21 protein-coding genes are annotated in these 25,122 nt (G+C 43.8%); 12 read left to right on the top strand and 9 right to left on the bottom strand.

The window, feature by feature from the left end; genetic code table 11:
- Positions 1–48: 48 nt before the first annotated feature.
- Positions 49–675, bottom strand: a complete 627-nt coding sequence (locus HWQ47_RS27245) for a DUF3157 family protein (protein ID WP_269971875.1) — start codon at positions 673–675, stop codon at positions 49–51.
- A gap of 283 nt (positions 676–958) precedes the next feature.
- On the opposite strand from HWQ47_RS27245, the gene HWQ47_RS27240 reads away from it, so the two are divergent.
- The gene (locus HWQ47_RS27240) at positions 959–2,218 is read left to right on the top strand and encodes a mechanosensitive ion channel family protein (RefSeq protein WP_269969054.1); all 1,260 of its coding nucleotides are present in this window, start codon (positions 959–961) and stop codon (positions 2,216–2,218) included.
- A 156-nt stretch (positions 2,219–2,374) separates the two neighbouring features.
- On the opposite strand, the gene HWQ47_RS27235 is transcribed toward HWQ47_RS27240, so the two are convergent.
- Both HWQ47_RS27235 and HWQ47_RS27230 read right to left on the bottom strand, forming a co-directional pair.
- Positions 2,375–3,001, bottom strand: a complete 627-nt coding sequence (locus HWQ47_RS27235) for a LysE family translocator (RefSeq protein WP_269969053.1) — start codon at positions 2,999–3,001, stop codon at positions 2,375–2,377.
- 77 nt (positions 3,002–3,078) lie between these two features.
- On the bottom strand, positions 3,079–3,636 hold the full coding sequence (locus HWQ47_RS27230; RefSeq protein ID WP_269969052.1) for a lysophospholipid acyltransferase family protein: 558 nt from the start codon (positions 3,634–3,636) through the stop codon (positions 3,079–3,081).
- A 113-nt stretch (positions 3,637–3,749) separates the two neighbouring features.
- On the opposite strand from HWQ47_RS27230, the gene HWQ47_RS27225 reads away from it, so the two are divergent.
- Positions 3,750–4,172, top strand: coding sequence for a YybH family protein (locus HWQ47_RS27225; RefSeq protein WP_269969051.1), 423 nt, complete (start codon positions 3,750–3,752; stop codon positions 4,170–4,172).
- 33 nt (positions 4,173–4,205) lie between these two features.
- Here the strand turns inward: HWQ47_RS27225 and HWQ47_RS27220 are convergent, their stop codons facing one another.
- Positions 4,206–4,958, bottom strand: coding sequence for an NRDE family protein (locus HWQ47_RS27220; RefSeq protein ID WP_269969050.1), 753 nt, complete (start codon positions 4,956–4,958; stop codon positions 4,206–4,208).
- Positions 4,959–5,188: 230 nt separating this feature from the next.
- The gene (locus HWQ47_RS27215; protein ID WP_269969049.1) at positions 5,189–6,730 is read right to left on the bottom strand and encodes a metal transporter; all 1,542 of its coding nucleotides are present in this window, start codon (positions 6,728–6,730) and stop codon (positions 5,189–5,191) included.
- Positions 6,731–7,010: 280 nt separating this feature from the next.
- Here HWQ47_RS27215 and HWQ47_RS27210 point away from each other — a divergent pair, with 280 nt between their 5' ends.
- The 3 genes from HWQ47_RS27210 (at position 7,011) to HWQ47_RS27200 (ending at position 13,218) form a co-directional block, all read left to right on the top strand.
- Positions 7,011–7,616, top strand: a complete 606-nt coding sequence (locus HWQ47_RS27210) for a YhgN family NAAT transporter (protein WP_269969048.1) — start codon at positions 7,011–7,013, stop codon at positions 7,614–7,616.
- 127 nt (positions 7,617–7,743) lie between these two features.
- The gene (locus HWQ47_RS27205) at positions 7,744–9,897 is read left to right on the top strand and encodes an MGH1-like glycoside hydrolase domain-containing protein (RefSeq protein WP_269969047.1); all 2,154 of its coding nucleotides are present in this window, start codon (positions 7,744–7,746) and stop codon (positions 9,895–9,897) included.
- 408 nt (positions 9,898–10,305) lie between these two features.
- Positions 10,306–13,218 carry an immune inhibitor A domain-containing protein gene (locus HWQ47_RS27200; RefSeq protein ID WP_269969046.1) on the top strand — a complete coding sequence of 971 codons (2,913 nt, stop codon included), beginning with the start codon at positions 10,306–10,308 and terminating at the stop codon, positions 13,216–13,218.
- 69 nt (positions 13,219–13,287) lie between these two features.
- Here HWQ47_RS27200 and HWQ47_RS27195 read toward each other — a convergent pair whose 3' ends face one another.
- Entirely contained in the window at positions 13,288–13,851 is a 564-nt protein-coding gene (locus HWQ47_RS27195) for a chorismate--pyruvate lyase family protein (RefSeq protein WP_269969045.1), read from the bottom strand.
- A gap of 173 nt (positions 13,852–14,024) precedes the next feature.
- Here HWQ47_RS27195 and HWQ47_RS27190 point away from each other — a divergent pair, with 173 nt between their 5' ends.
- From HWQ47_RS27190 to HWQ47_RS27175, 4 genes are all read left to right on the top strand, one after another.
- Complete coding sequence (locus HWQ47_RS27190) at positions 14,025–14,453, top strand: flagellar basal body-associated protein FliL (RefSeq protein WP_269971874.1); 429 nt, start codon at positions 14,025–14,027, stop codon at positions 14,451–14,453.
- Positions 14,454–14,544: 91 nt separating this feature from the next.
- Positions 14,545–15,708: a 23S rRNA (adenine(1618)-N(6))-methyltransferase RlmF gene (rlmF, locus tag HWQ47_RS27185; RefSeq protein WP_269969044.1), complete on the top strand. Its 1,164-nt coding sequence runs from the start codon at positions 14,545–14,547 to the stop codon at positions 15,706–15,708.
- 191 nt (positions 15,709–15,899) lie between these two features.
- Positions 15,900–16,331: a GNAT family N-acetyltransferase gene (locus HWQ47_RS27180; protein WP_269969043.1), complete on the top strand. Its 432-nt coding sequence runs from the start codon at positions 15,900–15,902 to the stop codon at positions 16,329–16,331.
- 317 nt (positions 16,332–16,648) lie between these two features.
- Positions 16,649–17,332, top strand: a complete 684-nt coding sequence (locus HWQ47_RS27175; RefSeq protein ID WP_269969042.1) for a pirin family protein — start codon at positions 16,649–16,651, stop codon at positions 17,330–17,332.
- 511 nt (positions 17,333–17,843) lie between these two features.
- On the opposite strand, the gene HWQ47_RS27170 is transcribed toward HWQ47_RS27175, so the two are convergent.
- The 3 genes from HWQ47_RS27170 to HWQ47_RS27160 all read right to left on the bottom strand — a co-directional run bounded on the left by HWQ47_RS27170 (position 17,844) and on the right by HWQ47_RS27160 (position 21,656).
- Positions 17,844–19,481 (bottom strand): KAP family P-loop NTPase fold protein, encoded by a 1,638-nt coding sequence (locus tag HWQ47_RS27170; protein ID WP_269969041.1) that lies wholly within the window; start codon positions 19,479–19,481, stop codon positions 17,844–17,846.
- 368 nt (positions 19,482–19,849) lie between these two features.
- The gene (locus HWQ47_RS27165; protein WP_269969040.1) at positions 19,850–20,755 is read right to left on the bottom strand and encodes a helix-turn-helix transcriptional regulator; all 906 of its coding nucleotides are present in this window, start codon (positions 20,753–20,755) and stop codon (positions 19,850–19,852) included.
- A gap of 40 nt (positions 20,756–20,795) precedes the next feature.
- Positions 20,796–21,656, bottom strand: coding sequence for a formate dehydrogenase accessory sulfurtransferase FdhD (locus tag HWQ47_RS27160; RefSeq protein WP_269969039.1), 861 nt, complete (start codon positions 21,654–21,656; stop codon positions 20,796–20,798).
- Between the two features lie 583 nt (positions 21,657–22,239).
- On the opposite strand from HWQ47_RS27160, the gene HWQ47_RS27155 reads away from it, so the two are divergent.
- The 3 genes from HWQ47_RS27155 (at position 22,240) to HWQ47_RS27145 (ending at position 25,120) form a co-directional block, all read left to right on the top strand.
- The gene (locus tag HWQ47_RS27155; protein ID WP_269969038.1) at positions 22,240–22,713 is read left to right on the top strand and encodes a DUF3305 domain-containing protein; all 474 of its coding nucleotides are present in this window, start codon (positions 22,240–22,242) and stop codon (positions 22,711–22,713) included.
- Positions 22,710–23,300, top strand: a complete 591-nt coding sequence (locus HWQ47_RS27150; protein ID WP_269969037.1) for a DUF3306 domain-containing protein — start codon at positions 22,710–22,712, stop codon at positions 23,298–23,300. The genes HWQ47_RS27155 and HWQ47_RS27150 overlap by 4 nt, the downstream gene beginning before the upstream one ends.
- A 122-nt stretch (positions 23,301–23,422) precedes the next feature.
- Entirely contained in the window at positions 23,423–25,120 is a 1,698-nt protein-coding gene (locus tag HWQ47_RS27145) for a 4Fe-4S binding protein (RefSeq protein ID WP_442802070.1), read from the top strand.
- Positions 25,121–25,122: the final 2 nt, after the last annotated feature.

Genomic DNA, 25,122 nt, shown 5'->3' with positions numbered 1-25,122 from the left:
CTCGCAGTGAGTTTACGAACGTCCTCGACTCTCGGGCCTAAAGCAAGCCTACATCCTCGAATCCATTTCGCCGATCTTCAGGCTCATCAACTCTTTAGTCCAGATGTTAGGGTCAATGCCCTCAATCCAGAAGACTCTACTTTCACGTTGCTGACCTTTACGCAGGTAGGTATCAGGCATTCTGAAAATAGCTTTCCAAACCTTGATAGTCTCAGTCTTTAATAGCTTGCCAGTGTCGTCGAATAAGGTGACGTCGAGTTCGATTAATACGTAATGCTCAGGGCTAGTACTGGCCAGATCAAAGGTTAGGCCTAAGCGACCATCTTCATCCCACTGACTCTTAAGAAAACTGACTTTTACGCCATCTTTTGCTGTCACTTTAAGTAGCGCTGCTTGTGCCATGGCGTTGGCGGTTAAGGTTGGCGTGCTCGTGCTCGCAGTGGCGGGAGCGGTTATTTGAGCTGCTTGTGATGAGCTGACGATTGGGCTTGCAGCGATAACAGCTTCAGGAGCCGAAGGTTCGGTCTCTAAGATCACATACTCCCAAGTAAAGTCATCGCTGAGCCTAACTTTAGCGCCGTTGTCTAATGTGATTGTAGTGAGTTCAGCTGCCATGGCTGGGAGCACCAACATGAGAAGTGCGAGGCCGGTTAGGGTCTTGAATGTTTTACGCATAGGTTTGAACCAAATGAGATAAGTTGGCCTTAGCATAAACGTAAAGAGTTTCATCGACAATCTTAGGAGATTGCCAGTAGTAAGATTTTTTCAGATTCTGCGTGAATAGTGCTTATACCAATCAGTATAACGATGTGATGGCTCTGCTTGAGTGTAGCGCTTCTGGGGCAAGGTCATTAAATTCCCACAGCCCCCTGCATTTCCAAGTAGCTTGGGTATATAATACCGATTTCATGAAATAGACACTCATGCCATAGGGCTGATGTTTTAAGGAGGCTTGATAGTGGATCAAGAACTAAGATTGAAGATCTCTCAGTTATTTACGGATTGGGGGATTAACAGCCTGCCATCAGATGATATTTCAACTGCAATTCTGGTGTTTGCTAGCCTCATTTTGTCTATGGTTTCTTATCTATTTGTCAGGCGCGGTGTCGTTCGCGCGATGAATATCGTTATCCATCGTTCAAAAGCGAGTTGGGATGACATTTTTATGAGGCGTAAGGTACTGGAGAAGTTCTCTTACGTTGTGCCCGCGCTGGTTATGAATCTGTTGATCCCAGTAGTTCTGAAAGATCATGTGCTAATAAGCTCTTTGATTGATCGTCTCTTAAGTGTTTTTATTGTCGTGATGCTAGTGCGCGCCATCTATAGTGCACTGGATGCTGCTAATGATATTGCTGACTTTAACCATGTGAGTCGACGTCTGCCTATTAAAAGTTTTGTCCAGCTTTTCAAACTCTTTCTCTTTTTTGTTGCCATCATTATTTCGATTTCTGTTCTTGCTAATCAATCTCCTGTCTACTTCTTAAGCGGTTTAGGTGTTATGACCGGTTTGGTGATGTTGGTGTTCAGGGATACTATTCTAGGTTTTGTTGCTGGAATTCAGTTAGCGGCTAACCGTATGGTGAGTACGGGTGACTGGATCGAGATGGATAAATATGGTGCCAATGGCTCTGTCATTGAGGTGTCTCTAACCACTGTTAAGGTACAGAACTGGGATAATACTCTCTCTATGATCCCAGCTTATGCCTTAGTTTCTGATGCGTTCAAGAACTGGCGCGGTATGTCTGAATCGGGAGGGCGGCGTATTATGCGTGCGGTTTCTATCGATATAGAGAGTGTACACTTTCTATCGGAAGAGGAGCATGCCAAGTTAAGTAAAATTAACTATTTGAAAGAGTATTTTGCTAAGAAGGATAAGGAGATTTCTGAGTTTAATACCAGTATTGAAGATGCCGATATGCCCGTGAATAGTCGTCATCTGACTAATATAGGAACCTTTAGAGCTTATCTGTTTGAGTTTGTGACTAGGCATCCCTTAATTCATAATGATATGACCTTGTTGGTACGCCAGTTAGAGTCCACCTCAGAGGGTATTCCAATTCAAGTTTATGTGTTCAGCACCGACATTCGCTGGAATTATTATGAGGATATTCAAGGGGACATATTTGACCATGTTTTTGCAATATTACCTACATTCGGATTGAGGGCTTTCCAAGCCCCCACAGGTTCAGATATTCGAAGTTTGAAAGCGGTAAGCTAAGCATTATGAGTCGCAAGTTATTAGCGATAAGTAATCAATAAAATTGAAGCCTATGCAAAATTAGTTCGCCGAGGCTTTTTTGTGTCTGGGCTGTGATGTCGATGATTTATTGGTGGAATAGTGTGGCGAAGAGAAGCAGATCTCCATCTTGTTTTATCATGCTTCTCTGGAAACTAAGATCGCTGCGAGGGTGAGAAACACACCACCGCTGGTTCGGTCGAACCAATGCAGCTTATTGCTGGTTTTTAAGGTTGGTGCTAATACATTAGCCATACTGGCGTAGATCATTACAAAGCTGAAATCTACAATAGCCCAAGTGACAGCTAGAATCGCAAGTTGCGGGCCTTGTGGGGCTGTGATGTCGATGAACTGTGGGAATAGCGCACCAAAGAAAAGTAGATCTTTCGGGTTGCTTATTCCGACTAAAAAAGCCTGTTTGAACATCTGTTTCGGGCTGCCTTTTCCTTTTATATGTTGCAGATCTAAGCCCTTGGCACTGGGCTTAGTGAGCAAGAGTTTAATCCCCAAAAACAGCAGGTAAGCCGCGCCACAATATTTTAGAATAGTAAAGCCATACTCCGTTGCGCTTAATAGGGCGCCGAGTCCAGCAGCCGATGCCGCCATCAAAATCATCGCCGAGGCGACACTGCCCAAAGCTGTTGCTAAACAGCGACTCTTACCGTAATGAATGCCGTGGCTCATGGAGAGAACAGCCATTGTTCCTGGAGAAACAGCGATTAGGAGTACAGCGAAGAAGTAGAGTAGCCAAGTATCAAAGAGCATAGGTTGTATCTTATTCACTAGTGGGTGTAGCTACTATAGCGAGCAGCTAGACTATTGACTAGCTAATGCATCTACTTTTACTCATGGGGTGTAAAATCTGGGATCGCCTTAGGGTGGCGTCCATTTATTGAACGATAGAAGCTGGTGATCCTATCCATGTCCTGCTGCATATCCTCTGTTGTATCGAACCCGTCGGGGATAAGCACTTTCTTATTGTCAAAGTCTAATCCTATTGTGACAATCGGAACGTTAGCCTTACTGGCGATATGATAGAAACCTGTTTTCCAACGCTTAACTGGGCTTCGGGTTCCTTCAGGAGCTAATGCGAGAGAAAACTTAGGGTTTTCCTTGAATAATAGCACTACTGCATCGACTAAGTTGTTACTCTTGCGTCTATCGACAGGCGTGCCACCGATTGCTTTGAAGAACCAACCCCAAGGCGGGATAAATAGTTGATGTTTACCGAGAAAGTTAACTTTGGATCCTAAAGCACCACGGGCGAGTACACCGATAATAAAATCCCAATTACTGGTATGGGGACCAACTATAGCCACATACTGATGATCCCTAGGCAGTAGGCCCGAAATCTTCCAGCCGGTTAATTTTAACGCGAATTTGCAAAACTGTTGAAACATATAAGAAAACTCTAAGTCTTGAAAATTAAAAATCGGTCTAGAAATGATAATTACTAGACGTGGAATAGTGTAGTATACCTCACTATAGGCATTCACTCATATCTGGATATATCATGATTAGAAAAGGACTTGTTGCTCTATTGATGTTGACGGCTTTTAGCGCATTGGCAGTGCCCAGTGATGATATTGCTCAAGTGATACAGGAGCAGGAATCTGCTTGGAATCGTGGTGATCTTGATGGGTATATGCAAGGTTACTGGAATAACGATAAGATGCGTTTTGTGTCCGGAGACAAGTTTCGCTATGGTTGGGAAGATACCTTAGCGGCTTATAAAAAAAACTATCCGGATAAGGCCACCTTAGGCACCTTGAAATTCACCATCAAGGAGATCAAAATGCTAAGTAATTATGCGGCAATGGTGGTTGGCCGTTGGCAATTAACTCGAGCCAAAGATCAGCCCGGCGGTGTATTTACCCTTTTGGTCGAAAAAATTGATGATCGTTGGGTTATAACACACGATCACACTTCTGATTGAATCATGTTCCACCTCGCAACTTGCCACATCACTTTATAGTTTATATTCCTGACGTCCTAAAGTGCGTCCTTTGCCATCATATCTAACCTCAATGAAGCGGGTATGACCTTGGTGATCATCAAGTATGATGCTGGTGGAACGGGTGCCGTATTCTAGATGGCGTATATAGATGGAGGAGAGCAGACGCTCCCACTCTAGTGCTATTCCTGTTTGAGGAAGCTCACTCTCTTCGGCTCGAGTCTCATCTTTCATGATAGACAGTAAAGCATCGATATCAGGTTCGTCAGATTCTGATATCACCTTTTCTAAAGCTTGTGTACCTCGCGCCATTTTTGGCCATATGTCATCTAAATTGCCATTACTAATGGAGTGAAAGCCTGGAGTCAGTGAGGTGAGGGTTTTGTCTGTACTTTTATAACAGTAGATCTCATCTCTATTGCCAAATACCAGATTGAAAGGGTTGTAGTTTTGGCTGTGTTCCTTTAACCAAGATGAGGTGAGTGGTGCTTGAGATTTTAGGGCGTTGAGGACTAACTCGCCGCGACTTTTCATTCCATCTTGCTGGGCTTGAGGATCTCGAAAGTTGGTCAGTGCGGCGAAGTCACCTCGTCGATTTATGCCGAGCCAACTTCCCCCAGCCTGAAGATCTTTACCTGCGAGTATTTGATTGTCCGGCATCCAGAAATGAGCCTGCTCTGTGGGTCGGTGATGAAACTCATCACGATTAGCGCAGATGATAAGCGGGTATTTGGGATGTTGTTCCAACGCGATAAACAAGATGCACATAGGCAGCTTAAATTAAAGAATGATACTTTGAATTTAAACTGGATTTAAATTCAAAGCTATTTCTTTTCAGTTTGGATCAGTGAAATGTAAAAAGTTGCGAGTCTCTAGTAACGAGTAACGAGTTCAAGCAAAGGTAAAGGCGCTAGCAGTAAGTAAGATCAAAAGCTTGGGTATACTGAACTGGTTTCAGAATCTAGCTTTTGATCTAGACAGTGTACTCATAAAGAGTACTAATGTTTATGGCCATGCTCATGGCTATGATTGTGATCATGGGTCTTAGGTTTAGGATACATGATTCTGGCCATAAACTTTCTCGGTCCTAAGCGTAACAGGCTGGCTGCAAATAGGCAGGCCAGCGCCGTTAAAGACAGGGTATTTATGCTATTAGGTATCGTCATTATCGAGTGCCATTGTGGCTGGATCATATTGATCACCACTAGGCTTGCCAATATCAAGGTAAACAGCAGACCACGTTGAGTCCAGTTCATCAGCTTTAGCTGAGCGAGGTTAAAGATAGGCGCAGCCAGTAAAGCAAGTAAGACGGCTTCATTACTCCAGCCACTATAGGCGAGAGATAACGCTAACACAGCGCCACCTAAGTTACAGAACCGCATAGGTAAGAAGACTAATAATAGCACCGCAACCTGAGTAACTGGGCTAGCTAGAGGTACTGAAGGATGGCCAATCAAATTGGCTAAGATCAGGCTAAGCACCACCCAGGGAGCACTACGGTCGACTAAATAAGAAAATCCGAAACGCACAGCAGATTGAGGCAAGTGAACGTGAGGATCTGTTGGTTCAACTTTAGCCCATGTCAACAGGGCTCCTATCGTCAATAGTCCCACTAGTTGCAGCATAGCGAACATAGGACCGAGCAGTAAGAATGTGATAATCAAGGCTTCGGGTCCAGCCAAACGCTGTAACCACCGCAGTGCTAACGAAGGGGTTTTAGGCGATAAACCCAAGCAATATCTCAGACTGGCCGCGACATAACTAAGCAGTAAAACGGGAGCAAGAGTCAGCAACCAGTCTGCGAGTTGTTCAGTACTGTGACTGTGATTATGACTTTCGTGTCCACCTGAGTCCATCATCAGCAGTAGACAGAGTAACCCTATGCCAAGTAGGCTGCCGATACCTGCTTGATACTCATATTTACCCTGTTTATCTTCATGGCTTTGGCCATGGGGTTGATGCAGCACCACGTGCAGAATTGAACCTGTGACAAAAGCCTGTAAGTAGACAGTGTTATCTAAACTTAAATGAGTTAACAGTTGCTCACCAGCGAAATAACCAAAGCCAGTCAACAGCATCATTGCGACTAATACCACCATGGCCCAACGTGCACCTAGCTGAGGTTTTAGTAGCCACCAGATAGCTAATCCAACCGGTAGTCGATGCAGAATCACCCCCAAAGCCAGTAGGATAGAGTTGTCATTTTGTTGTGCTAATACCATGGCACTGCCATCAGTAATGGTATGGAGTAGCAGTCCGCCTATGCCTAAGGTCAGAGTCAGATTATGGGTGACTTCTGAGTAGCGATGGAACAGTTTTTCACTGGCTGTGGGTCCCCAAAGGCCAATGATCACGAAAATGATGGCTAGAAATCCGCCGTGCTCCAGTAACTCTGGCAAAATATGCACCAGCACTAAGCCGCCTAGTGATACGAATATAAATCCGTCTAGACCTTTTTGTAGACCGTTTTCAGTCGAAAGGTATCGATAGAAAATAGGGCCTAATAATAGAGCAATACAACTGGCTAATAGATAGAGCATGATTTGCTTAGCTGGGGCTTAAAAAAGACGAGCTAGTATAGCAGTTTCTGAAAAATTAGCAGTTAAGGTCGCATTATTTACACCAAGTGTGACCACATTTACTTGTTAAGCCGTTTTTATACACCGTATTAAGCGCCATTTATTGATTAAGTTGAGTAATGCTTAGGAGGGGAATTGGATTTTTAGTTATTTCTACTGTATGTTTTTTCTATCAAATTGTTTCAAAATGGTTATAGAATGTGTTGCATTTCTTATTCACAAAAAACAGGCTTAATTTGCTATGGATACCTTCTCTGCCGCTGTAATGTTGTTTCTTATTATGGATCCGCTTGGTAATTTGCCGATTTTTTCATCTATCTTGCGTCATATTGAACCTAAGAAAAGACGCAGAGTGTTGATCAGAGAGTTGTTGTTTGCTTTGATCATTATGGTGTCATTTCTGTTTGCTGGTGAAGCCATTCTTAGTTTTCTCAATCTGAGAACAGAGTCTGTCAGTATTGCTGGTGGTATCATTCTGTTTTTAATCGCGATCAGAATGATCTTTCCTCAGCCTGGCGGCGTTGTTGGGCTTGCGGCGGGTGAAGAGCCTTTTATTGTCCCTATGGCTATTCCATTGATGGCTGGCCCTTCAGTATTGGCGGCGCTTATCTTGTTGGCCCATACAGACAGCTCACGCATGTTAGATTGGACTATCGCTTTATTGGCTGCATGGGGTGTGAGCGCGGTTATTCTGCTTTTCTATAAAGTCTTTACTAAGGTGTTGGGAGAAAAAGGCCTGACAGCGGTAGAGCGTTTGATGGGGATGGTACTGGTTATGATCTCTGTGCAGATGTTCCTCGATGGTATTGCAAATTACATGGCGCATATGAGTCAGCCTACTCCGTAGAGAGGCTCGAGTTTCTAGGTTTCAGTGCCAGAGCTTAGGAACAGCATTTAAGTGCAGTTACTACTCTTGCATCAAAACTGACTTACCGACATACTCTGGATATTGTATTCAATAATGTGTGATTTCAATGCTATCTTGTCTGCTCCTGTGTGTATCTAGCCTGTCATCGCTTGATTCTGTCGACTACCGTAATCTTCTCCCTTACCAAGGAACACCGACTTCGATGGAGGAGAGAGATAAAAGAGGTAATTTAAAGATCCCTGCAACTTATGTTGATCAAGGGGCGTGGCATGGCTTTTATCAGCCAGATAGTGTTGAGCAATATGCTGGTTTTACCGGCCCGATGATCATTGCACAAGAGTACACATTAGATTTCAGCGACCGCCTGCAAAAACTGACTATCGAGAACCTGGACAGTGGTGAGATGTTGTTGCTAACGGCTGCTGATCGCATTGAGCAATACAGTCGTCCCGATGGATTGGTGCAGACATTTCATTGGGCTGAGTACTCCCTAGAACTTAAGCTGAGTTACAGTGATGAACGTACCTCCGTGGTCACCACTCGACTGGTTAATCATACGCAAACTCCACAACATTGGCGCCTCATCTGGTCGGGAAAGCCATTTGCTCACCATCCGAATCTTGCTCAACATGCTTTAATTCGTGAGTTTGAAACGTGGAAACAGGGAGTGAGGTGGAAACTAAACCCCATTATGGACACTTGGCAGATGCAGTTAGCGGATGCTGAGTTTGAGCTTTGGTTTGATCGAGATATGCAGATAGAACCCCTTGAGGCTCATGGTTATCGGGCGACGACTTCCAAACTGACTGTGGTGCCGATGAGTGAGCTTTCCGTGTTGAGTGCCCAGCGATATTTTCATACCCATGAGGAGCGTATTCAACATAAAGCGGTCAATTGGTCTCAAGTTGAAATAGGACTAACCAATAATCAACAAGTATGGCAGCAGCGGTTGGATAGGCTGATTTCGTCAGATGATTTGAATTATCGACGTATGGCAGTTAAAAGCATGCTGACTTTGATACATAACTGGCGCAGTCCTGCTGGTGCGTTACTGAGGGATGCGGTGACTCCTTCGGTAACCTATAAATGGTTCAACGGCGTGTGGGCTTGGGACAGTTGGAAGCAAGCGGTAGCCCTTGCATATTTTGATACAGAGTTGGCTAAATCTAATGTGCTTGCCATGTTCGATTATCAATTTACTGGCAATGATAGTGTTCGGCCTCAGGATGAGGGCAACTTACCCGATGCTATTTTCTATAACAAGGATAGTGTGCGAGGTGGAGAAGGGGGGAACTGGAATGAGCGCAATGGTAAGCCTCCCTTAGCTGCATGGGCGGTGTGGGCTATTTATCAGCACAGCCAAGATACCGATTTTGTCGAGCAACTCTATCCTAAGTTAGTTGCCTACCATAACTGGTGGTACCGCAACCGAGATCATAATGGCAATGGTTTGGCTGAGTATGGTGCGAACGTGCATCCGGCACATATTAAAGAGGGTAAACCTGATCGTACCGCTATCATCGAGGCTGCAGCTTGGGAGTCTGGTATGGATAATGCCCCCAGATTCGATGATGAGGGGTCCGTATTAGTATTAGAAAATCGCGATAGTGAAGGGATATTATTAGGCTACTCCCTCTCTCAGGAATCAGTCGATCTTAATGCTTACCTGTTTGCAGAGAAAGTCTTGCTGGCTAAAATGTCTGCTTTACTTGGCCGTAGTGAAGAAAGTACGCGTTGGTCTATTCAGGCCGAACAGCTCAAGCTTAAGATACAGACAGAGATGTTCGATGCTAAGAGTGGTTTCTTTTATGATGTCAGGTTTAGTCACAACAGCCGTGAGATGATGACTGATGCAGGTAAAGGTGTTGAAGGTTGGATCCCTTTATGGGCAGGAGTCGCATCACAAACTCAAGCCAATATGTTAGTTGAGCATCAGCTTACTTCGAAGACATTTGCAACTAAGATCCCCTTCCCTACAGTGAGTGTTGACAGCCCGCATTTTCAGGCCCAACGATATTGGCGCGGTCCAGTATGGTTAGATCAGGCCTTATTCGGGCTGCAAGGTCTGCAACGTTATGGTTTTAATACAGAGGCCGAGCTGCTTGCCAGTAGACTGGTTAATAATGGTGAAGGTATTTTAGGGGGGGAGCCTATTCGGGAAAATTATGATCCCATTACTGGCCAAGGCTTACATTGTAACAACTTCAGCTGGTCAGCCTCTGCTTTGCTGATAATTTATAAGACTTGGTTGGATAAATAACCCCTTCTAACCAAGATATTTGTGTTGTTCCTTTCTCCAATTAGCCGTGCATACGGTATGCATGGTTAATCTTTCATTTGTTAGTATCTTAAGTGTAAATGTTGTTTTAAAGTGATATTTACTGCTGTGGTTCAGCCTTAAACACTGCTATTGTTTTGGTGTGAAATTGTAGCTAGAAGGATATTTTTCCGTTTCTTAAAGTCACTTTTTATGCTCATCACTTTCAGTATTACTGCTTACATTATCAGCTGAATTTATTTGGTATCGATTTTGGTAATCTATCGATAAGTTAATTAGGTCTAAACTTAACATTAATATCCTTGAGGCTAGCTCAATTGGCTGAGAGTCGGGTTCATCCCCTCACTTTGAATGACATTTAGTCTGATCAATCGGAAGGAAATAGTGGCTATGGCTCGAAATAAAAATAGAGGAGTGCTTTCAAGTCTCTGCCTCTCGATCATCCTCTCTTTTATGAGTCCAGCTCTAGTGGCTAAACCGATAGAGGCATCAATAGCGACATTGGCAGATGCCGGGGTGATCAACAAGGATCAGATTTTATATTGGTTGATTAAACGAGGTGAGGTTTCAGATTCCGCCACCGCCGAAGAAAAGCTGGCGGCTGTGAATGCCTTCTCGCATCGGGTTAGCGGGGTTCAGAGCAAAGGGGACTTACTTAGCGCTAAGTTTGAGCAGAAAAGATTAAAAGCAACTCGTCAGCGTCAGAGTAAAAAGAATGCATCGAGTTTGAGTTTTTTAGCGCTTAAAGCTGAAGCTCAGGCCAATAGCGAAGTGACTAAAACGGTAAAAGTGTTAGCTGTATTGATCGACTTTCCTGATCTCCCCTACAATAACAACCGCCTTTCAGCCAGCGATACACCTATGTACTACCCAAATTATCCGACTTCTCATTACCAGAATATGATGTTTTCAACTTCTGGATTTACCGGGCCTCAACAGCAGAACTTATTAACCGGGTATCAATATTACCAAGCGGTATCAGGTGAAAGTTTTTTCTTTACTGGTAATGTAAAAGGCTGGTTTACCGCATCCAATAATGCTGCTTATTACGGTGGCAATGATGCTGGCAATAATAACGATGACAAAGCGGTACCTGAGCTAGTGAAAGAAGCTGTGACTCAAGCGGTGGCAGGTATGTCAGCCTCTGAATTGGCGAGTTATGATGTGGAAGATCCTTTCGACGTCGATGGTGATGGCAATGTTGATGAACCTGATGGCGATATAGACCATGTGATGCTGTTTCATTCCAGCATCGGTGAAGAAGCTGGCGGTGGAGTACTCGGTAACGAAGGTAAAGATGCTATCTGGTCACATCGATTCTTCGTCTACACAGGTAATAATCCTGGATATACCATTCCGGGAACAGGAATGAAGGTCTTTGGTTATACCGTTCAGCCTATCGATGCTGCAGCAGGCGTAGTGGTGCATGAGTTTGGCCATGATTTAGGTTTACCTGATGAGTATGATACGAGCAATACTGGTGAGGGATCCCCTGTGGCATCTTGGTCTGTCATGGCCGGAGGTAGTTGGACAGGCGCGATACCTGGTACTGTGCCATCAGGCTTTAGTCCCTATGCTCGCTCTTATCTGCAGGATAAATTCAAAGGGCGTTGGATTAATGAGCAAGAGGTGTTACTGACAAGCATCGGCACATCAGGTTTGGATGTGATTATTAATGAGGCGGTTAATCATTCTCTGGTTAATCAGGTATCTATTCCATTACCTTCGGCGACCATTCCTTTTAAGCAGCCCTATGCCGGAGAGTATCAATACTATTCTGGTCAAGGGAATCTGCTCAATAATGCCTTGTCATTTGAAATTGATCTGCCAAGCACGACGCCGTTAACGTTAATAATGAAGGCTCATTGGAATATCGAAATTGATTACGATTATGCTCAAGTTATGGTTGATGGTGTGGTGATCTCGGGGGATCACACCAAAGCTAGCAATACCGCTAACTCTGCTCGAGATATTATCACTGGAAATTCGGGCACTATTTCGGGTTCTGAAGGCACGAATAATTGGGTTGATCTTGAATATAACTTGAGTGCTTATGCCGGAAGAGATAATGCTCAGATTAGCATTATTTATAAAACGGATGAAGCCGTAGGAAACTATGGATTTGTCCTCGACAATCTGCAGATCACCAGTGATAACACCGTCGTTCATAGTGATGATGCAGAAACGCCAAATACCATGATGCTTAATGGTTTCTCACGCATCAATGATGAGCGACCAGGGGCTGATCGCCGTTATATTATCCAACTGAGAAGTCATAACGGTGTTGATGCAGGACTAGATAGTCATACATATGAGCCTGGAGTGTTGATGTGGCTTGAAAACTTCGGCTACGCTGATAATAATTCCAGTACTCACGCTGGTGCAGGTTTGATAGGTGTCATTGATGCTGATCAAAACTTTATCGGTGAGGAAGGTGGTCTTGAAAGTGAAACAGCTCATCAAGTTCGTGATGCGGCCTTTAGCATGTTTAACCAAGCTAGCTACAACGGAGACAGCCACCTGTCATCTATCTCAATGTTTGATGACAGCCAAGATTACCGTGCACCGACTCAGCCTCAATCAGGCATTATCTTGCCTGAACTGGGTTTGACTATGGAAGTGGTGGCCCAGAGTGATGATTCATCTACTGCAACGCTGAGGTTTAACTATGGCGGCCCGACAACACCGCCTCCGCAATCAGATCTCACATCCAGTGTCAGTATTACTCAGCAAGAGGCTGGAACGGTGAGCTTTACTGCAACAGTGACGGGAGGTGATGGTAACTATGCATACTTGTGGGACTTTGGTGATAATGGTGCAACGAGTGCTGAAAAAATGCCTACCTATGTCTATCAAGCGTCAGGAACTTACCCTGTAATCCTTACGGTGACCGATGGTTTAGGGGCAAGTGTTGAGACAACAGGCTCTGTAACGGTTTCTCTACCTGTAGCTCCCATTGCTGGCTTTACGTTTACCACGAGTGATCTCAGTGTGACGTTTACTGATACCACCACTGGTGGTGAAGGTGTGATGACCTACCTATGGCGTTTTGGTGACGGGTTAACAAGCACTGAACCGTCTCCAAGTCATACTTACGCTGCAGCCGGAACCTACACGGTGACTTTAACCGTCACTGATAGTTTGAATGTGGTGAATAGCAGGAGTAACTCCCTTACTGTGATTGCAGCGGTTGTAACATCGCCGGAGACTCCTGCAGCGAATGACTCAGGAGGTGGTAGTCTTGGTTGGTTGACTCTATGTCTGCTGGGATTACTAGGGTTTAGAAGGGGGGAAGTAACGTAAACTTGATTGGGCTTGAATATTAAAAACGCCCTAAATGGGCGTTTTTTAATTAGCGGTGATTAGATCTGGTCACATCTCTTCTATTAATTTGCGGGCAGCGGGAAGAAAGGTTTCACTGACGATAAGCTGCTCGCCGTTATAGGAGAAGTAGCGACGTCGTCCCCATAACTCTTGTTCGGCATTTTGCTTAAGTGATGTCATTAAGTTGGCTAATTTATGACAAGGGGTAAAATGAGCTATTTCTATCTTACCGGGTGAGAATTCATCACTGGAAAACAATAGCTCACCTAATGGTCTGGTGCCTAAGGTTAAAAAATCAGATTCTTTTTGCTGGAGTAAGTTGCCAGGGATGAGTGTGCGGGCAAAAACCCAAGGGATCCCATCGAGACAAAGTAAAACTTCGCGTACCCAGGCCTGATTTTGAGAAGGAAACTCACCGCTAAAAGGAGTTAAAGTACCCTCACCAAGTACTACAACCTCAAATTCAACGCAGTGTGAACGTAACTTTTGAGTTAAACTTTCATAAGACATTAACCAGTCTGTTAAGGGGGACTTAGGAAGTTGGTCAATATTATCTGGCGAAAGCCATTGAATTGATTCACCATACGGGAAGCTTAGCTTAGTTACACTCATTTGATTCTCGGTACAATACTGACTTGCAAACTGGTACAGTCTAACATGTTATTAGTATAATTCTGAAAGATCCGCGAGCACAGGTATTTGAAAAATTGCACTCAATGCTCAATATAAAAGCGCTTGAAATGGAAAATTTCGATATGAAAAAATGTGACAACTACGCACTACTTATGAAAAAGCTCGTCTCATTAATGTTCATTGTTTCAATCAGTATTTTTAGCTTGAGTGCTAACGCTGAAGAGGAGGAACCTCAGGAGCAAGAGGATCAGACCCTAGCTGAGTATGCTTACTATGGTTTCGAGCCAGAAATCGTGACGAATTATCTTTCGAGTGGCAGAAAGCTAGGTTTTGTTCGGATCAGTGTTGAACTGATGGTCAAATCACCAGAAGATCTTGTGGCTATTGAACATCACGATCCCCTGTTACGTGCCGCCATTATCGAAATATTAGGTAGCCAAACCTCCGATAAAGTAAAATCACTCACTGGACGAGAAGAGATCCGTCGAGAGTGTTATGAGGCCTTAAATCGCCTTATCGAACAGGAAACTGGTCAGCAATTGATTGTTAATATGCTATTTACTAAGTACCTCTATGATTAGCCGCTAGCTAATTTATAAGCACAGTTAATTCCTCTCTACTACAGCCGTTAACCATTAGGCTAACGGCATAATACCAGTTACATTAGACATCATGATAAAGCCAAATTCTACATCAAGCCGAAAGCCAAACGCTAAGCAAGACAAAAACCCTAAGAAGAGAACTAACAGAGCCAACTCTGGCGGGAATAAAGGAAAGGCTCAGGTTAATCTTCAAAAGCCCGGTCTGCATCCGCGCAATTTACACCGTGACGGCTATGACTTCGATAAGCTCACCGAGGCAAGTCCCGCACTAACTCCTTATGTAAAACCAAATCCCTACGGTAATCTCTCTATCGACTTTGCGGATCCTCTAGCGGTGAAAGCCCTTAATTCAGCCTTATTGAAACTGCATTATCAGATAGGTACTTGGGATATACCCCAAGGTTTTCTCTGTCCACCAATACCCGGTAGAGTCGATTATCTTCACTATATTGCCGACCTGTTGGTTGAGGCTGATACCGTTGAAAGTAAAGAAGATAGTAAGCGTGAAGGACAATATGTCGCACCTGTAAACACCCTACAGTCTAAGCTTAATAAAATGAAAATTAACGCATTAGATATTGGTACTGGGGCGAATGGTATCTATCCTATCTTAGGCATTCAGGCTTATGGTTGGCGTTTTGTGGCCAGTGATGTGGATCCTCTGTCGTTATCTAACGTCAATATGATCGTAGCGGCCAATGTCTGTTTGCAAGGAAAGTTACAGACCCGATTGCAAACCGATCATCAAAAAGTATTTAATGGAATTATTCAAGCCAACGACAGGTTCGATATCACCTTGTGCAATCCACCTTTTCATTCATCGCTGGCTGAGGCGAGTGAAGGGACTCAGCGTAAGGTGAAGAACTTAGCGGCAAACAGAGCAGCGAAAGGACATAAACCCCCTGGGACACAATCAGTTAATAGTGGGGCAGCTCAAGTAGCTGAACTTAATTTCGGTGGCCAGAAAGCAGAGCTCTGGTGTGACGGAGGTGAGAAACAGTTTCTCGATAACATGATCCGTGAGAGCAAAGGTTTTGCGACTCAGTGTTTGTGGTTCACCAGTTTAGTGTCGAAGAAAGAGAATCTACAACCCGCTTATTCCAGCCTTCAAAAAGTGGGGGCTGCTACCGTTAAGACCATCGATATGGCCCAAGGTAATAAGCTCACTCGTGTGTTGGCTTGGAGCTTTTTAACGCCTTCACAAAGAGATCTGTGGGCTAAATATCGGAGTTAAGCATTGGCGTTAAGAGCCTGGATTAAGTTGACTCTTAACGTTACTCCTTCATTATTTAACCTTGTTTAATCACTTGTGAAGAGTGAAAGTCTCACCTTTTGAATTAATCTCTGTAACTTTCTATTGTTATGAATGTGTAACAGGTTATGCTGTGTTTTAATTTGAGTGTTGGTGATTTTTGGGAGTGATTGATGCAGAGGTATAGGATTAGTAATGAGTTAAACGAGATGGATATTGATGTTATTCATGCATTTATCTCAAAAAGTTACTGGGCTAAAGATATTCCTAAATCAGTACTGCAAAAAGCACTGGTGCATTCACTTTGTTTTGGTGTGTTTACTAACGACAAACAGCAAATCGGGTTCGGTCGTTTGATCACTGATAGAGCAACTTATGCCTATCTTGCGGATGTGTTTATTATCGATGAATACCGAGGATTGGGTCTGGGCAAGGCATTAATGACAAACATTGTTTCACACCCAGATCTACAAGGTTTGCGACGTATGGTTTTGTCGACTCGAGATGCTCATGGATTATATGCCAAGTTTGGTTTCAAACCTGTACCGAACCCCGAAGTGTTTATGCAGGTGTGGCAACCAGATGTCTACAATGTTAGTGAATAACGCTTAGGAACGATCTTATGTGCAGGTATTTCTAATGACATACTGCTCAGTCCTGTAAGTTTGGCCGTGAGATCCCTGTCATGGATGGTCACAGTCGCACACTTGATTTTAAATCTCCTCTATCTATTTGGTATTGGTCTTCTATTAAGGCTCAAACGCAACTTAGTTTTTAATATTAGCAGCTCGAGTAGCGATCCTTGTTTATTGTTCTCTTTATAGCAACTGTATCTTGCAATTTAGTCTGTTTATCTCTCTTTCATAGCAAGTTAATCTAGCTTTATTGGATATATTTTGTATTGAAAATTGAGGGTTAAGTCATGAAAAAATTATCAAGCTTTGATCTTAGAGAGGGTGGCTTTGCTGGCTTAAAAGAGCATAGATTTGTGATGGACAGTCGTGTCTTTGGCCGCGGGAAAGAGCTGAATACCTGGGATGGCGTAGGTCATTTTGTCTATCTGGCAGACGCAAGGTTTATGCCTAAAGGCGAAACCATGATGCATGGACACAAAGAGGTCGATGTGATCTCTGTAATGGTCAAAGGACGTATAAATCACGAGGGTTCTCTAGAGCATGGCCAGTCTATAAGTGCTAAGCAGGTACAGGTACAACGCGCTGGTGGTGAAGGTTTTTCCCATAACGAGATAAACCCTGATAGTGTTGAGAATCAGATGATTCAACTTTGGGTGATGCCGGAACGTCTAGGCGAGCCTGCAGCTTATCAGTTGTACTCACCAATCAATGGCGAGCTCACTCCCGTTTATGGCGGCGCTGGGCAAACCTTCGATAGCCGCACCCAGATAAGTGTTGCCAACCTCAATCCTGGGGATGAGATCACACTGCCGACACCAGCTCTCGTCTACGTCAGTAACGGTAGCGTCATTTTGGCGAATGAAGTTATAGCTGCTGGTACGTTAGTTCGCACTGACGAAAGTGAATTGGAAGCTCAGTTAATTGCAGAGCAGACATCGCAGGTGATAGTCATAAGTCTGTTAGATAGCTAGTTGGTATGTAAGTCAGACTTGGTCTAACAACTAATGTCGTGAACTCTCATAGTTAACTGGTCTAATGGTTGGCTAACTCTCTGTTAAAGGTTCGGGTTAGGAAATCAAGCTTCACTTGATAAACGTCGTGGGTCTCCAACCCACACCCGGGCAAGGAGGACTGCTGTCTGCTGTGAATGGATTCACAAATGCCGCGATAACATGGATGTTAAAGAGCGGCCTTATCAACGACGTCCCTGTCTAATATCCAATACCTCTCGCTCAGAGATGTCATCGTCATGACCTTCGCCCTTGATTCTTTGTAAACCAAAGTAACATGACGCCCCGGCGAAGTTGTCGATCCTCATGCTTTTGGATAAATCACTAACGCTTCCGATGGGGCATCCTGCCCCGCGAAAGCTACGCCGACATCCATGTCGGATTCACGCGATTTATTCCAACGCATTTTGGCAACTTCGATGGGGAAATCGGTGTTTCCTTTGAATGAAGTGTTGTTATTGGCCTAGTAGTTTCACGCTTCTTCCGGCTTAGGCATATCTAGCGCAGAAGCTAGTTCGACCAAATCTTTGTATGCTGTCATGCCATAGTTACTTTTTTTATTTTCTGTTTCAGCTAAAAGGATAAACCAACTCTTAGTATCTGAACAGTTGTTCCGATTTGATAAAGAACGAATAGCTTCCCCTCGGAGGTTTGAGCTTCTTGGGTGACCTGATTTTATGAGGGTGTGTGAAACCACAATAAATGAGTAAACACCTAACTCATATTGACTGTCCTCAATAATGTTGTTGGCAGTAGCAATAGGATTTAAATAACTGGCATCCCCTTCGGTAAATAAACTACTAGGCCTTAAGCCTATGCTAATTTTTTTTGAGTCACTGCCTGAAACTATTCCACTTACTTCGTAGCCTAGTTGTTCTTTATTGTCCAGTTGATGCTCCATATCTTTTGTTAATACTAAGTCATATAAGGCCTGATTTTTCTCTCTTAGGCAGAGAAGGAAAGCTAAGTAAAGTAGATTAATGTTTGAATTTTCTTTTAAGTTTTCAACAATTGAAATTAATCGTTCAGTTATCTGAATAATTTGCCTAGCTGGTAGTGAAAAAGAGTTATATATCGCTGTTAGATTTTTAAGCTCAGAACTTGAAGGTTCATCAGTAGTTACATCTAGCTCTGGCCAGTTATTGATTTTTCTACTTTGGAGGTATGACAGAGAAAGCTTTTCCATATCACAGTGCACTGGTAGTAGCTTTTCAAACGATGGCACTTTTAGGGTGTATCGGCTGTTAAAGAATCTACCTAGATATGTACGAGCATCGAATCCTTCGCCATAAATAGCCTTAACAGTATGCTGTAATTGCTCTGTATCCGTAGCGACAACAAATACCACTCCTGGAATGTCAAAAATGTGCTTAATCGTTTCAAGCATCTCAACTGCATAGCTTGGTCTGCAACGGTCTAGTTCATCAATAAAAATAAATGCAGGGTGGTGCTTTTCTTTTAGGCCGACAACAGCTTCTACCCATTGCTCGACATTAACCTTTAAGCTGCTAATTGCCGATGATTTTGCATCGTGTTCACTTAGTAAATGTTCAACCATCTTGGATGCAGCCAAGCCCATATCCATTTCTTTGCCATCACTGTCTTTGACGGTTTCACCAATATCTTCATCATCGGCTTGCTGGATAATTTTTACTGGATCGACACCCAAGTATTTTGTTGCAAGCCCGCGAGCTATGCTGGGGGCGGCTGCTTTTAGTAAGCCGATTAATTTGCGTGGAGTTTTGAATAGAGGATCTTCAGCACCTTTGTCTGCTTGCTCTCTTAACTGCTTAATCATGGATGAGATAACAGTCATTAAGGGATCGTCTGAATAATCTTGCTTCCAAGCGTCGACATAGACAACTGGATAAGTACCTTTTAAATCTTCTGCCCAGCGCCGTAAAAAGTAAGACTTTCCTGAGCCCCATTCGGCATTGAGGTTTAGTACATAGTTATGTTTTTCACTTGAGCTACTAACCCCCTTAGACGCTAAAAAATGCGTAAGAAACTTGGCATACTTTTCTCGGTCTAGTTGATCGGCTGGAAAGCCATCGGTACTGTTTTCTAATGCTAATGGGTTTGACCAATCAATCTTAACTTCTGATGACATTTAAATGGCTCTTGGTGAGAGGGATGAAGTATATTGAGTCTAAAATTATTTAAATTCAATTATCTAATTTGAAAATAAATACCTGTTGAGTCAACGTTTTACTTAAAACTCTATGGGTGAATTGATAATGCTTTTCTAACCGGGTGTAAGTGCGGCTGCGAGCTTCGGTTTCAGGGATGAAACCGTAGAGCCTACAGGGAACGTATTTACGGCGTCTCGTAAAAGTATCTGTGCATAAGACTGCTTCAAGCAATTGATAACCATAAGGCCATGGTTATCAATCAAACTTGCTAAGTACCAATAAACCCAGACTCAACAATAAATGTTATTTAGCCAGATTGTTAACCGACAATCCTCAACTAATACCTCTAAGAAGGGTTCCAGAGTAACTGTCCACAATCCGTTAAATCATAGCCACCCAAAGTGGCTGCTAACTGCCTTGTTTGAGTACTGGCTAACATATCAAACAGGTGCTGTAATTGGCGACGGAAGTAGATTCCCTGTGGCATCACGAAGTCAAATGATTCTGTGACTAACGGAATAAAGGCAAGCCCACTTTCCATAGCGACTGATTGGCAACCAAAACCGATATCAGCATCGCCTCGAGCCACATAGGCGGCCAGTTCACGCTCGCTGTAAGCTATGACGTTAGTATTCAAGTGGGACATAGCCGCGCCTTGCTTCATTAGCCAATGCTCTAGATGCTGTTGGCTGCCTGCGCCAGCTTGTCTGGCGACCCAGCGCCAAGGGAGAGAGACTATTTTATCCTCTTCTTGGCACTGTTGTAGCATGTCGCTACGTACCATCAGGCCTTGTTTTCTGGTGTAACCGTGGACCATGACCCACTGCTGATGATTGGGGTAGCTCTTCAGTAGTGCAGGGTGACGTATATTACGTTCATCGACACTGCCCCAGTGCAGAGTGCAGACATCGGCATAGCCTCTGGACAATAAGTCCAACCCCATTCGCGAGCCTGTGGAGCTGTAACTAACCAGATCGCTTTTGCCGATTTGGGTCATGAGGCGCGACACTAGCATGGAGAGTAAGGGGTCGTCACTGCCAGTAATGTGCATGCGATCTGATAACATGCCACTGTGGCAGGAATCCATAATCCAACGATCTATTAATATTTTAGGAAACAACCATTTACCTGTTATTTTTGTCGCAGGTAATACTCGATCGTTCGCCATGGAGTAGACCTTCTTTTCATTAAGGTCTAGGTACTCGGCGACCTGTTTGGCGCTCATATAAATGAGTTCGCTTGGCTCTATCATCTCTGTTTCCTAGCAAGGTCACGCTGATTTAGTTTTGGTTTCATTTAAACGTTTTCTGTTGGTTTTTAGGACGTTTGGGAGGAATTGCATCGAATTCGATATTTTCGGCGCCGTTGTAGATGAGAAAGTGTTTGCCTTTCGCTCGAGCTATCATAGTAATGCCAAGTTTTTGAGCAAGCTCAAGTCCCATCTGGGTAGCACCACTTCTCGACAGCACCACTGGGATGCCCATTTTGGCGATTTTTATCACCATTTCAGAGGTCAAACGTCCCGTGGTGTAGAATATTTTGTTGTGTCCAATATCTTGCTTTAACCACATTTCACCTGCGAGGGTATCGACCGCATTATGACGGCCTACATCTTCGACAAAACCGACAATATTGTCACCTTGGCAGAGACCACAACCATGAACGGCTCCGGCATTCTTGTAGGTTTCATTGTAGGCATTAATATTGTTGAGTAAGCTGTAGATCATACTTTGTTTTAGTTGGGGCTGGGGGAGATTTATCTCATCAAGCCCATCCATAAACCCACCGTAAACAGTACCTTGTCCGCAACCTGTTGTGACGGTTTTTTCTGAAAGCTTGGCTTCTAAATCTGCCGTAATTTCTTTGGTAATGACGGCCGCAGAGCTGACATCCCAATCGATAATCACAGATTCTAACTGCTCAAGATCTGAGATAAATCCTTGATTTTTTAAGTAGCCTAAAGCAAGCATTTCGGCTCTTGCCCCTAGGGTCATTAGGGTCACAATAGGACGCCAGTTTAAATAAATCGTTAGGGGTCGTTCACACGCAATGTGTTTTTCAACTTGTTCGCCATGTTCATCAATGGCGTTAACAGCGATAGTTAAAGGAACTTCTGCATCAGTTTTAATTAAGCTAGGTTTATGCTGGCTCAAGGCTAGAGACTCATGATTAGACAATGGACGATAATAGCATAGCAATTTTTGTTCCTAGGTTTCGATTCCTTAGTTGAATGCGTGATCTTTCTCATTTTCTGTTTTTTATCGAGGGAGAAACGTCCTTTTCTGTCCTAATCTGAAATATATGCTGGACAAAATGTCCTATTTATAGCGTGAAAAGAATGATCCAGCTCAAATAACTGCAACATTAAGGCTGGCACATATATTGCTAGTTACCCAAGCAACCTCGACATGTAGGATTCAGCATGTTGAGAAGTGGCAGAGTTCAATAGATGAAATTGCTGGACTAGTTATTCTAATTCAATATTTCATAATGCTGAAATATGTTGCTTATCGCCTTGCCCTTCGGGAGTTCCTGTAAAATATCTGCATCGTGTTAGTGACATCAACAAGGGAATAACATTCTCTCAATCACTGCCTTGTTCAGCTATTCTACAGGGACTCTGAAACGAGCATTTTGAAGTGGTTTGGTATATGTGAATCAAGGTGCGTAAATACTCGTTATTTAGCTGGCTAGTCTTATGTGATTATCTGCTAGCTACACGTTAAGGTGAGATGAATGCTACATACTGAAAGCCAATGGCCTATGCACGTTTCTTTAAATCGAATCGAGAAACAAGTTGGACGCTGGATCTCTGTCAGCTGGGAGCTCGATCAATTTCTACCAGCAACTCATGCAGCCCCAGAAGGCTCCGAACTCATTATGCTCGAGCTGCATAAAGATGAGCGTGGAAGCTACCGTATTAATCTCGATATGGACAACGCTATGTTGTTCATCGTCTGTGATGAACTCGAGAATGGTGACTGGGTACCCGCTATGATATCTGCTGATCAAAATGTCGCAGCCGGTTGTCTCGAAGGTGATACCCCTGTATTGAATTTACCGATGCCAGAAGCCATTGCTTGCTGGATCGAAGCTTTCATTACTCGTCATGGCGAAGTGGAAATTAGTGCCCATCGTCGTAAACATGTTAACCGGCGTAAGAATGAAGGGCCGAGTAATAATAGTGATTTTGGGAAGATTGGCTCATGAGTGGATTGCTGTCACGTTGGAATCTTCGTCGCCAAAAGGTTGAAGAGGAGAAATTGGCTGAAGATGCTGAGCTGGTTGCTGAGCAAGCAGAGATAGTTCAAGAGCCGTCGGTTACAGCTCCTCTTTCTGACCAGGCTGCTGAGCAACAATCTGTGCCGGAAACTGAAAAACAGATACTCACGGCTGAAGATCTGCCTGATCCAGAGAAAATTGAGATAGGGGGGAGTTTCGCTAGCTTTATGGGGGCGAATGTCGATCCGCTAGCTAAAGCTGCTGCGCTTAAGGCGCTATGGAAACAACCTCAATACAGTGAGATTGATGGTTTGCTTGAATATGCCCTAGATTATAGTAATCAACCTAAACTAACCGCGGAACACTCAGCTGAACTTGCCAAGAAAATTTTCCGCCATGTGACTAAAAGTGATGACGAAACGGCTGAGAATGAAGCGCTGGAGCTGGCTCAAACCGAGCCTAAAGATACACGTTTATTAAGTGATACAACAGAGGACATTTTGGACGGTACTATTGATGAAGTGCCCCAAAATGAACCAGAGTCCGGTGACGAACCAAAGAGTAGTGTTTCTTAACGTCACTTAAGAGAAGTTTAATGACCGTAATTTTGGTATGTGAATTGCTGTCTTTCTGAGCGTCTAAAAAGAATGATTCAGAAGAGCTGACAGTAACAGCCAAAAGTGTTCGGGAATAAAATGTGAGCAAACATTTGAATAATAATAGCCAAGTTGAACTCAAAGAGGTTCGACAACAGGTGTTGGTCAATACTCAGATCCTTCAAAATCTGATCCCGCCAACCGTAAGTTATACCACTGAAGGAAACGTGCTCATTATTGGGCCGGAAGATCTGGCTCGTCTAACAGCGGGCAAGTTATCAAATATGGGCAAGTTGGCCATATTAGCTAATGAGTCAGTTACTAACCAAGATGAAGCTCATCTGGAAAAAGTGATGGCCAGCGCCGAAGATGTTGAAACTTTCTATAACAAGCTTATTGAGATCAAGGGCTTCTTAGGGCAGTTTCAAGTAAAAGTTGAGCATGAGTCCGACGCTCCTTCTGCTTCAGACACACGTTCTGTTGACTTAAGTACGGTGGCGATACGTAAAGCTCATTTCGATCTAATCTTAGATTTGAGTCAATCTCCCTGTATTAATCTTGAAATGCTACCGCCTGGCTATTTTTATGTCGGCCAAGATGAAACTAAACTTGAAGAGGCCATTGCCCAACTTCCAGATATGATTGGTGAGTTTGATAAGCCACGTTACGTTAAAGTGAATAGCGCCATATGTGCGCATAATCGTAATGGTATTGATGGTTGTAATCGTTGCCTTAATTTTTGCCCTGCCGATGCCATAAAAAGCATTAACAAGCTAATTGAGATCGACCCCTATCTTTGTCACGGTGCAGGTAGCTGTACTAATGCTTGTCCTACGGGCGCGATCAGTTACGATTTGCCGACACCACAAGCACTGCATTCCTACCTGCATAAACTAGTGACTCGTTTTCGCGACCAAGCACAATTGGCTCCAGTTATTCTGTTTCATGATGCGGCTAATGGTGCTGCCTTGGTAGGTAAAGACTTACCCGGTAGTGTTATTCCCGTCGTCTTGGAAGAGGTCACCGTGGCGAGTATGGATCACTGGATGTCGGCCTTAGCTTGGGGTGCTCGTCAGATTTTAGTGCTAAACACTGAAGCTACTGCACCCACTTTAACGCAGATGTTGCAAGGTGAGTATAAGCTGGCTAACGACATTCTCGATGAGATGGGTCAACCCCAACGTATTGCTCTTATCGATGAAACTAGTATTGGCGATCTGACTGAATTGCTGGAGATCAGTGCTAACTGGCCAGTGATTGTCCCCGGCGAGTTTGCAGCAACGACTAAGCGTAATACCTTGTACGCGGCTATCGATCATCTGAACGAACAAGCCGCGTCGGTTGACACTTGCCTGAGTCAAAGTAATCTTCCCTACGGCGAAGTCAGTGTTAATACCGAAAGCTGCACGCTTTGTCTCTCCTGTGTGTCTACCTGCCCCACTCAAGCTTTGACCGATGGTGGTGATAAGCCCGCCTTGCATTTCGTAGAGCAAGACTGTGTACAGTGTGGCTTATGTGAGTCAGCTTGTCCTGAGAATGCAATTAGCCTCACTTCACAAATAAATTTTGATAAGTTCGAACGTCAGCAGCATCAGACTCTAAAAGAGGAAGCGCCATTTAATTGTATTAGTTGTGGAACACCTTTTGCCACTCAATCTATGGTGGATCGGATGTTGGAAGTTGTCGGAGGTCATAGTGCCTTTAGTGCAAACATCGAACGATTAAAAATGTGTGGCGACTGCCGCGTAAAAGATATGTTTGAAGACATCCTTCAAGATCCTGAAAAGCAACTTCGATAAGA

The organism is Shewanella sp. MTB7, assembly GCF_027571385.1.
Classification (GTDB): domain Bacteria; phylum Pseudomonadota; class Gammaproteobacteria; order Enterobacterales; family Shewanellaceae; genus Shewanella.
The sequence above is the reverse complement of the archived record's forward strand: the minus strand, read 5'-3'. Positions and strand labels throughout refer to the sequence as shown.

What these genes read in the sequence shown, in the direction of transcription:
- HWQ47_RS27245 (WP_269971875.1), bottom strand. Translation starts at nt 675, where the DNA reads ATGCGTAAAACATTCAAGACCCTAACCGGCCTCGCACTTCTCATGTTG.
- HWQ47_RS27235 (WP_269969053.1), bottom strand. Translation starts at nt 3,001, where the DNA reads ATGCTCTTTGATACTTGGCTACTCTACTTCTTCGCTGTACTCCTAATC.
- HWQ47_RS27230 (WP_269969052.1), bottom strand. Translation starts at nt 3,636, where the DNA reads ATGTTTCAACAGTTTTGCAAATTCGCGTTAAAATTAACCGGCTGGAAG.
- HWQ47_RS27225 (WP_269969051.1), top strand. Translation starts at nt 3,750, where the DNA reads ATGATTAGAAAAGGACTTGTTGCTCTATTGATGTTGACGGCTTTTAGC.
- HWQ47_RS27220 (WP_269969050.1), bottom strand. Translation starts at nt 4,958, where the DNA reads ATGTGCATCTTGTTTATCGCGTTGGAACAACATCCCAAATACCCGCTT.
- HWQ47_RS27215 (WP_269969049.1), bottom strand. Translation starts at nt 6,730, where the DNA reads ATGCTCTATCTATTAGCCAGTTGTATTGCTCTATTATTAGGCCCTATT.
- HWQ47_RS27210 (WP_269969048.1), top strand. Translation starts at nt 7,011, where the DNA reads ATGGATACCTTCTCTGCCGCTGTAATGTTGTTTCTTATTATGGATCCG.
- HWQ47_RS27205 (WP_269969047.1), top strand. Translation starts at nt 7,744, where the DNA reads ATGCTATCTTGTCTGCTCCTGTGTGTATCTAGCCTGTCATCGCTTGAT.
- HWQ47_RS27200 (WP_269969046.1), top strand. Translation starts at nt 10,306, where the DNA reads ATGGCTCGAAATAAAAATAGAGGAGTGCTTTCAAGTCTCTGCCTCTCG.
- HWQ47_RS27195 (WP_269969045.1), bottom strand. Translation starts at nt 13,851, where the DNA reads ATGAGTGTAACTAAGCTAAGCTTCCCGTATGGTGAATCAATTCAATGG.
- HWQ47_RS27190 (WP_269971874.1), top strand. Translation starts at nt 14,025, where the DNA reads ATGAAAAAGCTCGTCTCATTAATGTTCATTGTTTCAATCAGTATTTTT.
- rlmF (WP_269969044.1), top strand. Translation starts at nt 14,545, where the DNA reads ATGATAAAGCCAAATTCTACATCAAGCCGAAAGCCAAACGCTAAGCAA.
- HWQ47_RS27180 (WP_269969043.1), top strand. Translation starts at nt 15,900, where the DNA reads ATGCAGAGGTATAGGATTAGTAATGAGTTAAACGAGATGGATATTGAT.
- HWQ47_RS27175 (WP_269969042.1), top strand. Translation starts at nt 16,649, where the DNA reads ATGAAAAAATTATCAAGCTTTGATCTTAGAGAGGGTGGCTTTGCTGGC.
- HWQ47_RS27170 (WP_269969041.1), bottom strand. Translation starts at nt 19,481, where the DNA reads ATGTCATCAGAAGTTAAGATTGATTGGTCAAACCCATTAGCATTAGAA.
- HWQ47_RS27165 (WP_269969040.1), bottom strand. Translation starts at nt 20,755, where the DNA reads ATGATAGAGCCAAGCGAACTCATTTATATGAGCGCCAAACAGGTCGCC.
- HWQ47_RS27155 (WP_269969038.1), top strand. Translation starts at nt 22,240, where the DNA reads ATGCTACATACTGAAAGCCAATGGCCTATGCACGTTTCTTTAAATCGA.
- HWQ47_RS27150 (WP_269969037.1), top strand. Translation starts at nt 22,710, where the DNA reads ATGAGTGGATTGCTGTCACGTTGGAATCTTCGTCGCCAAAAGGTTGAA.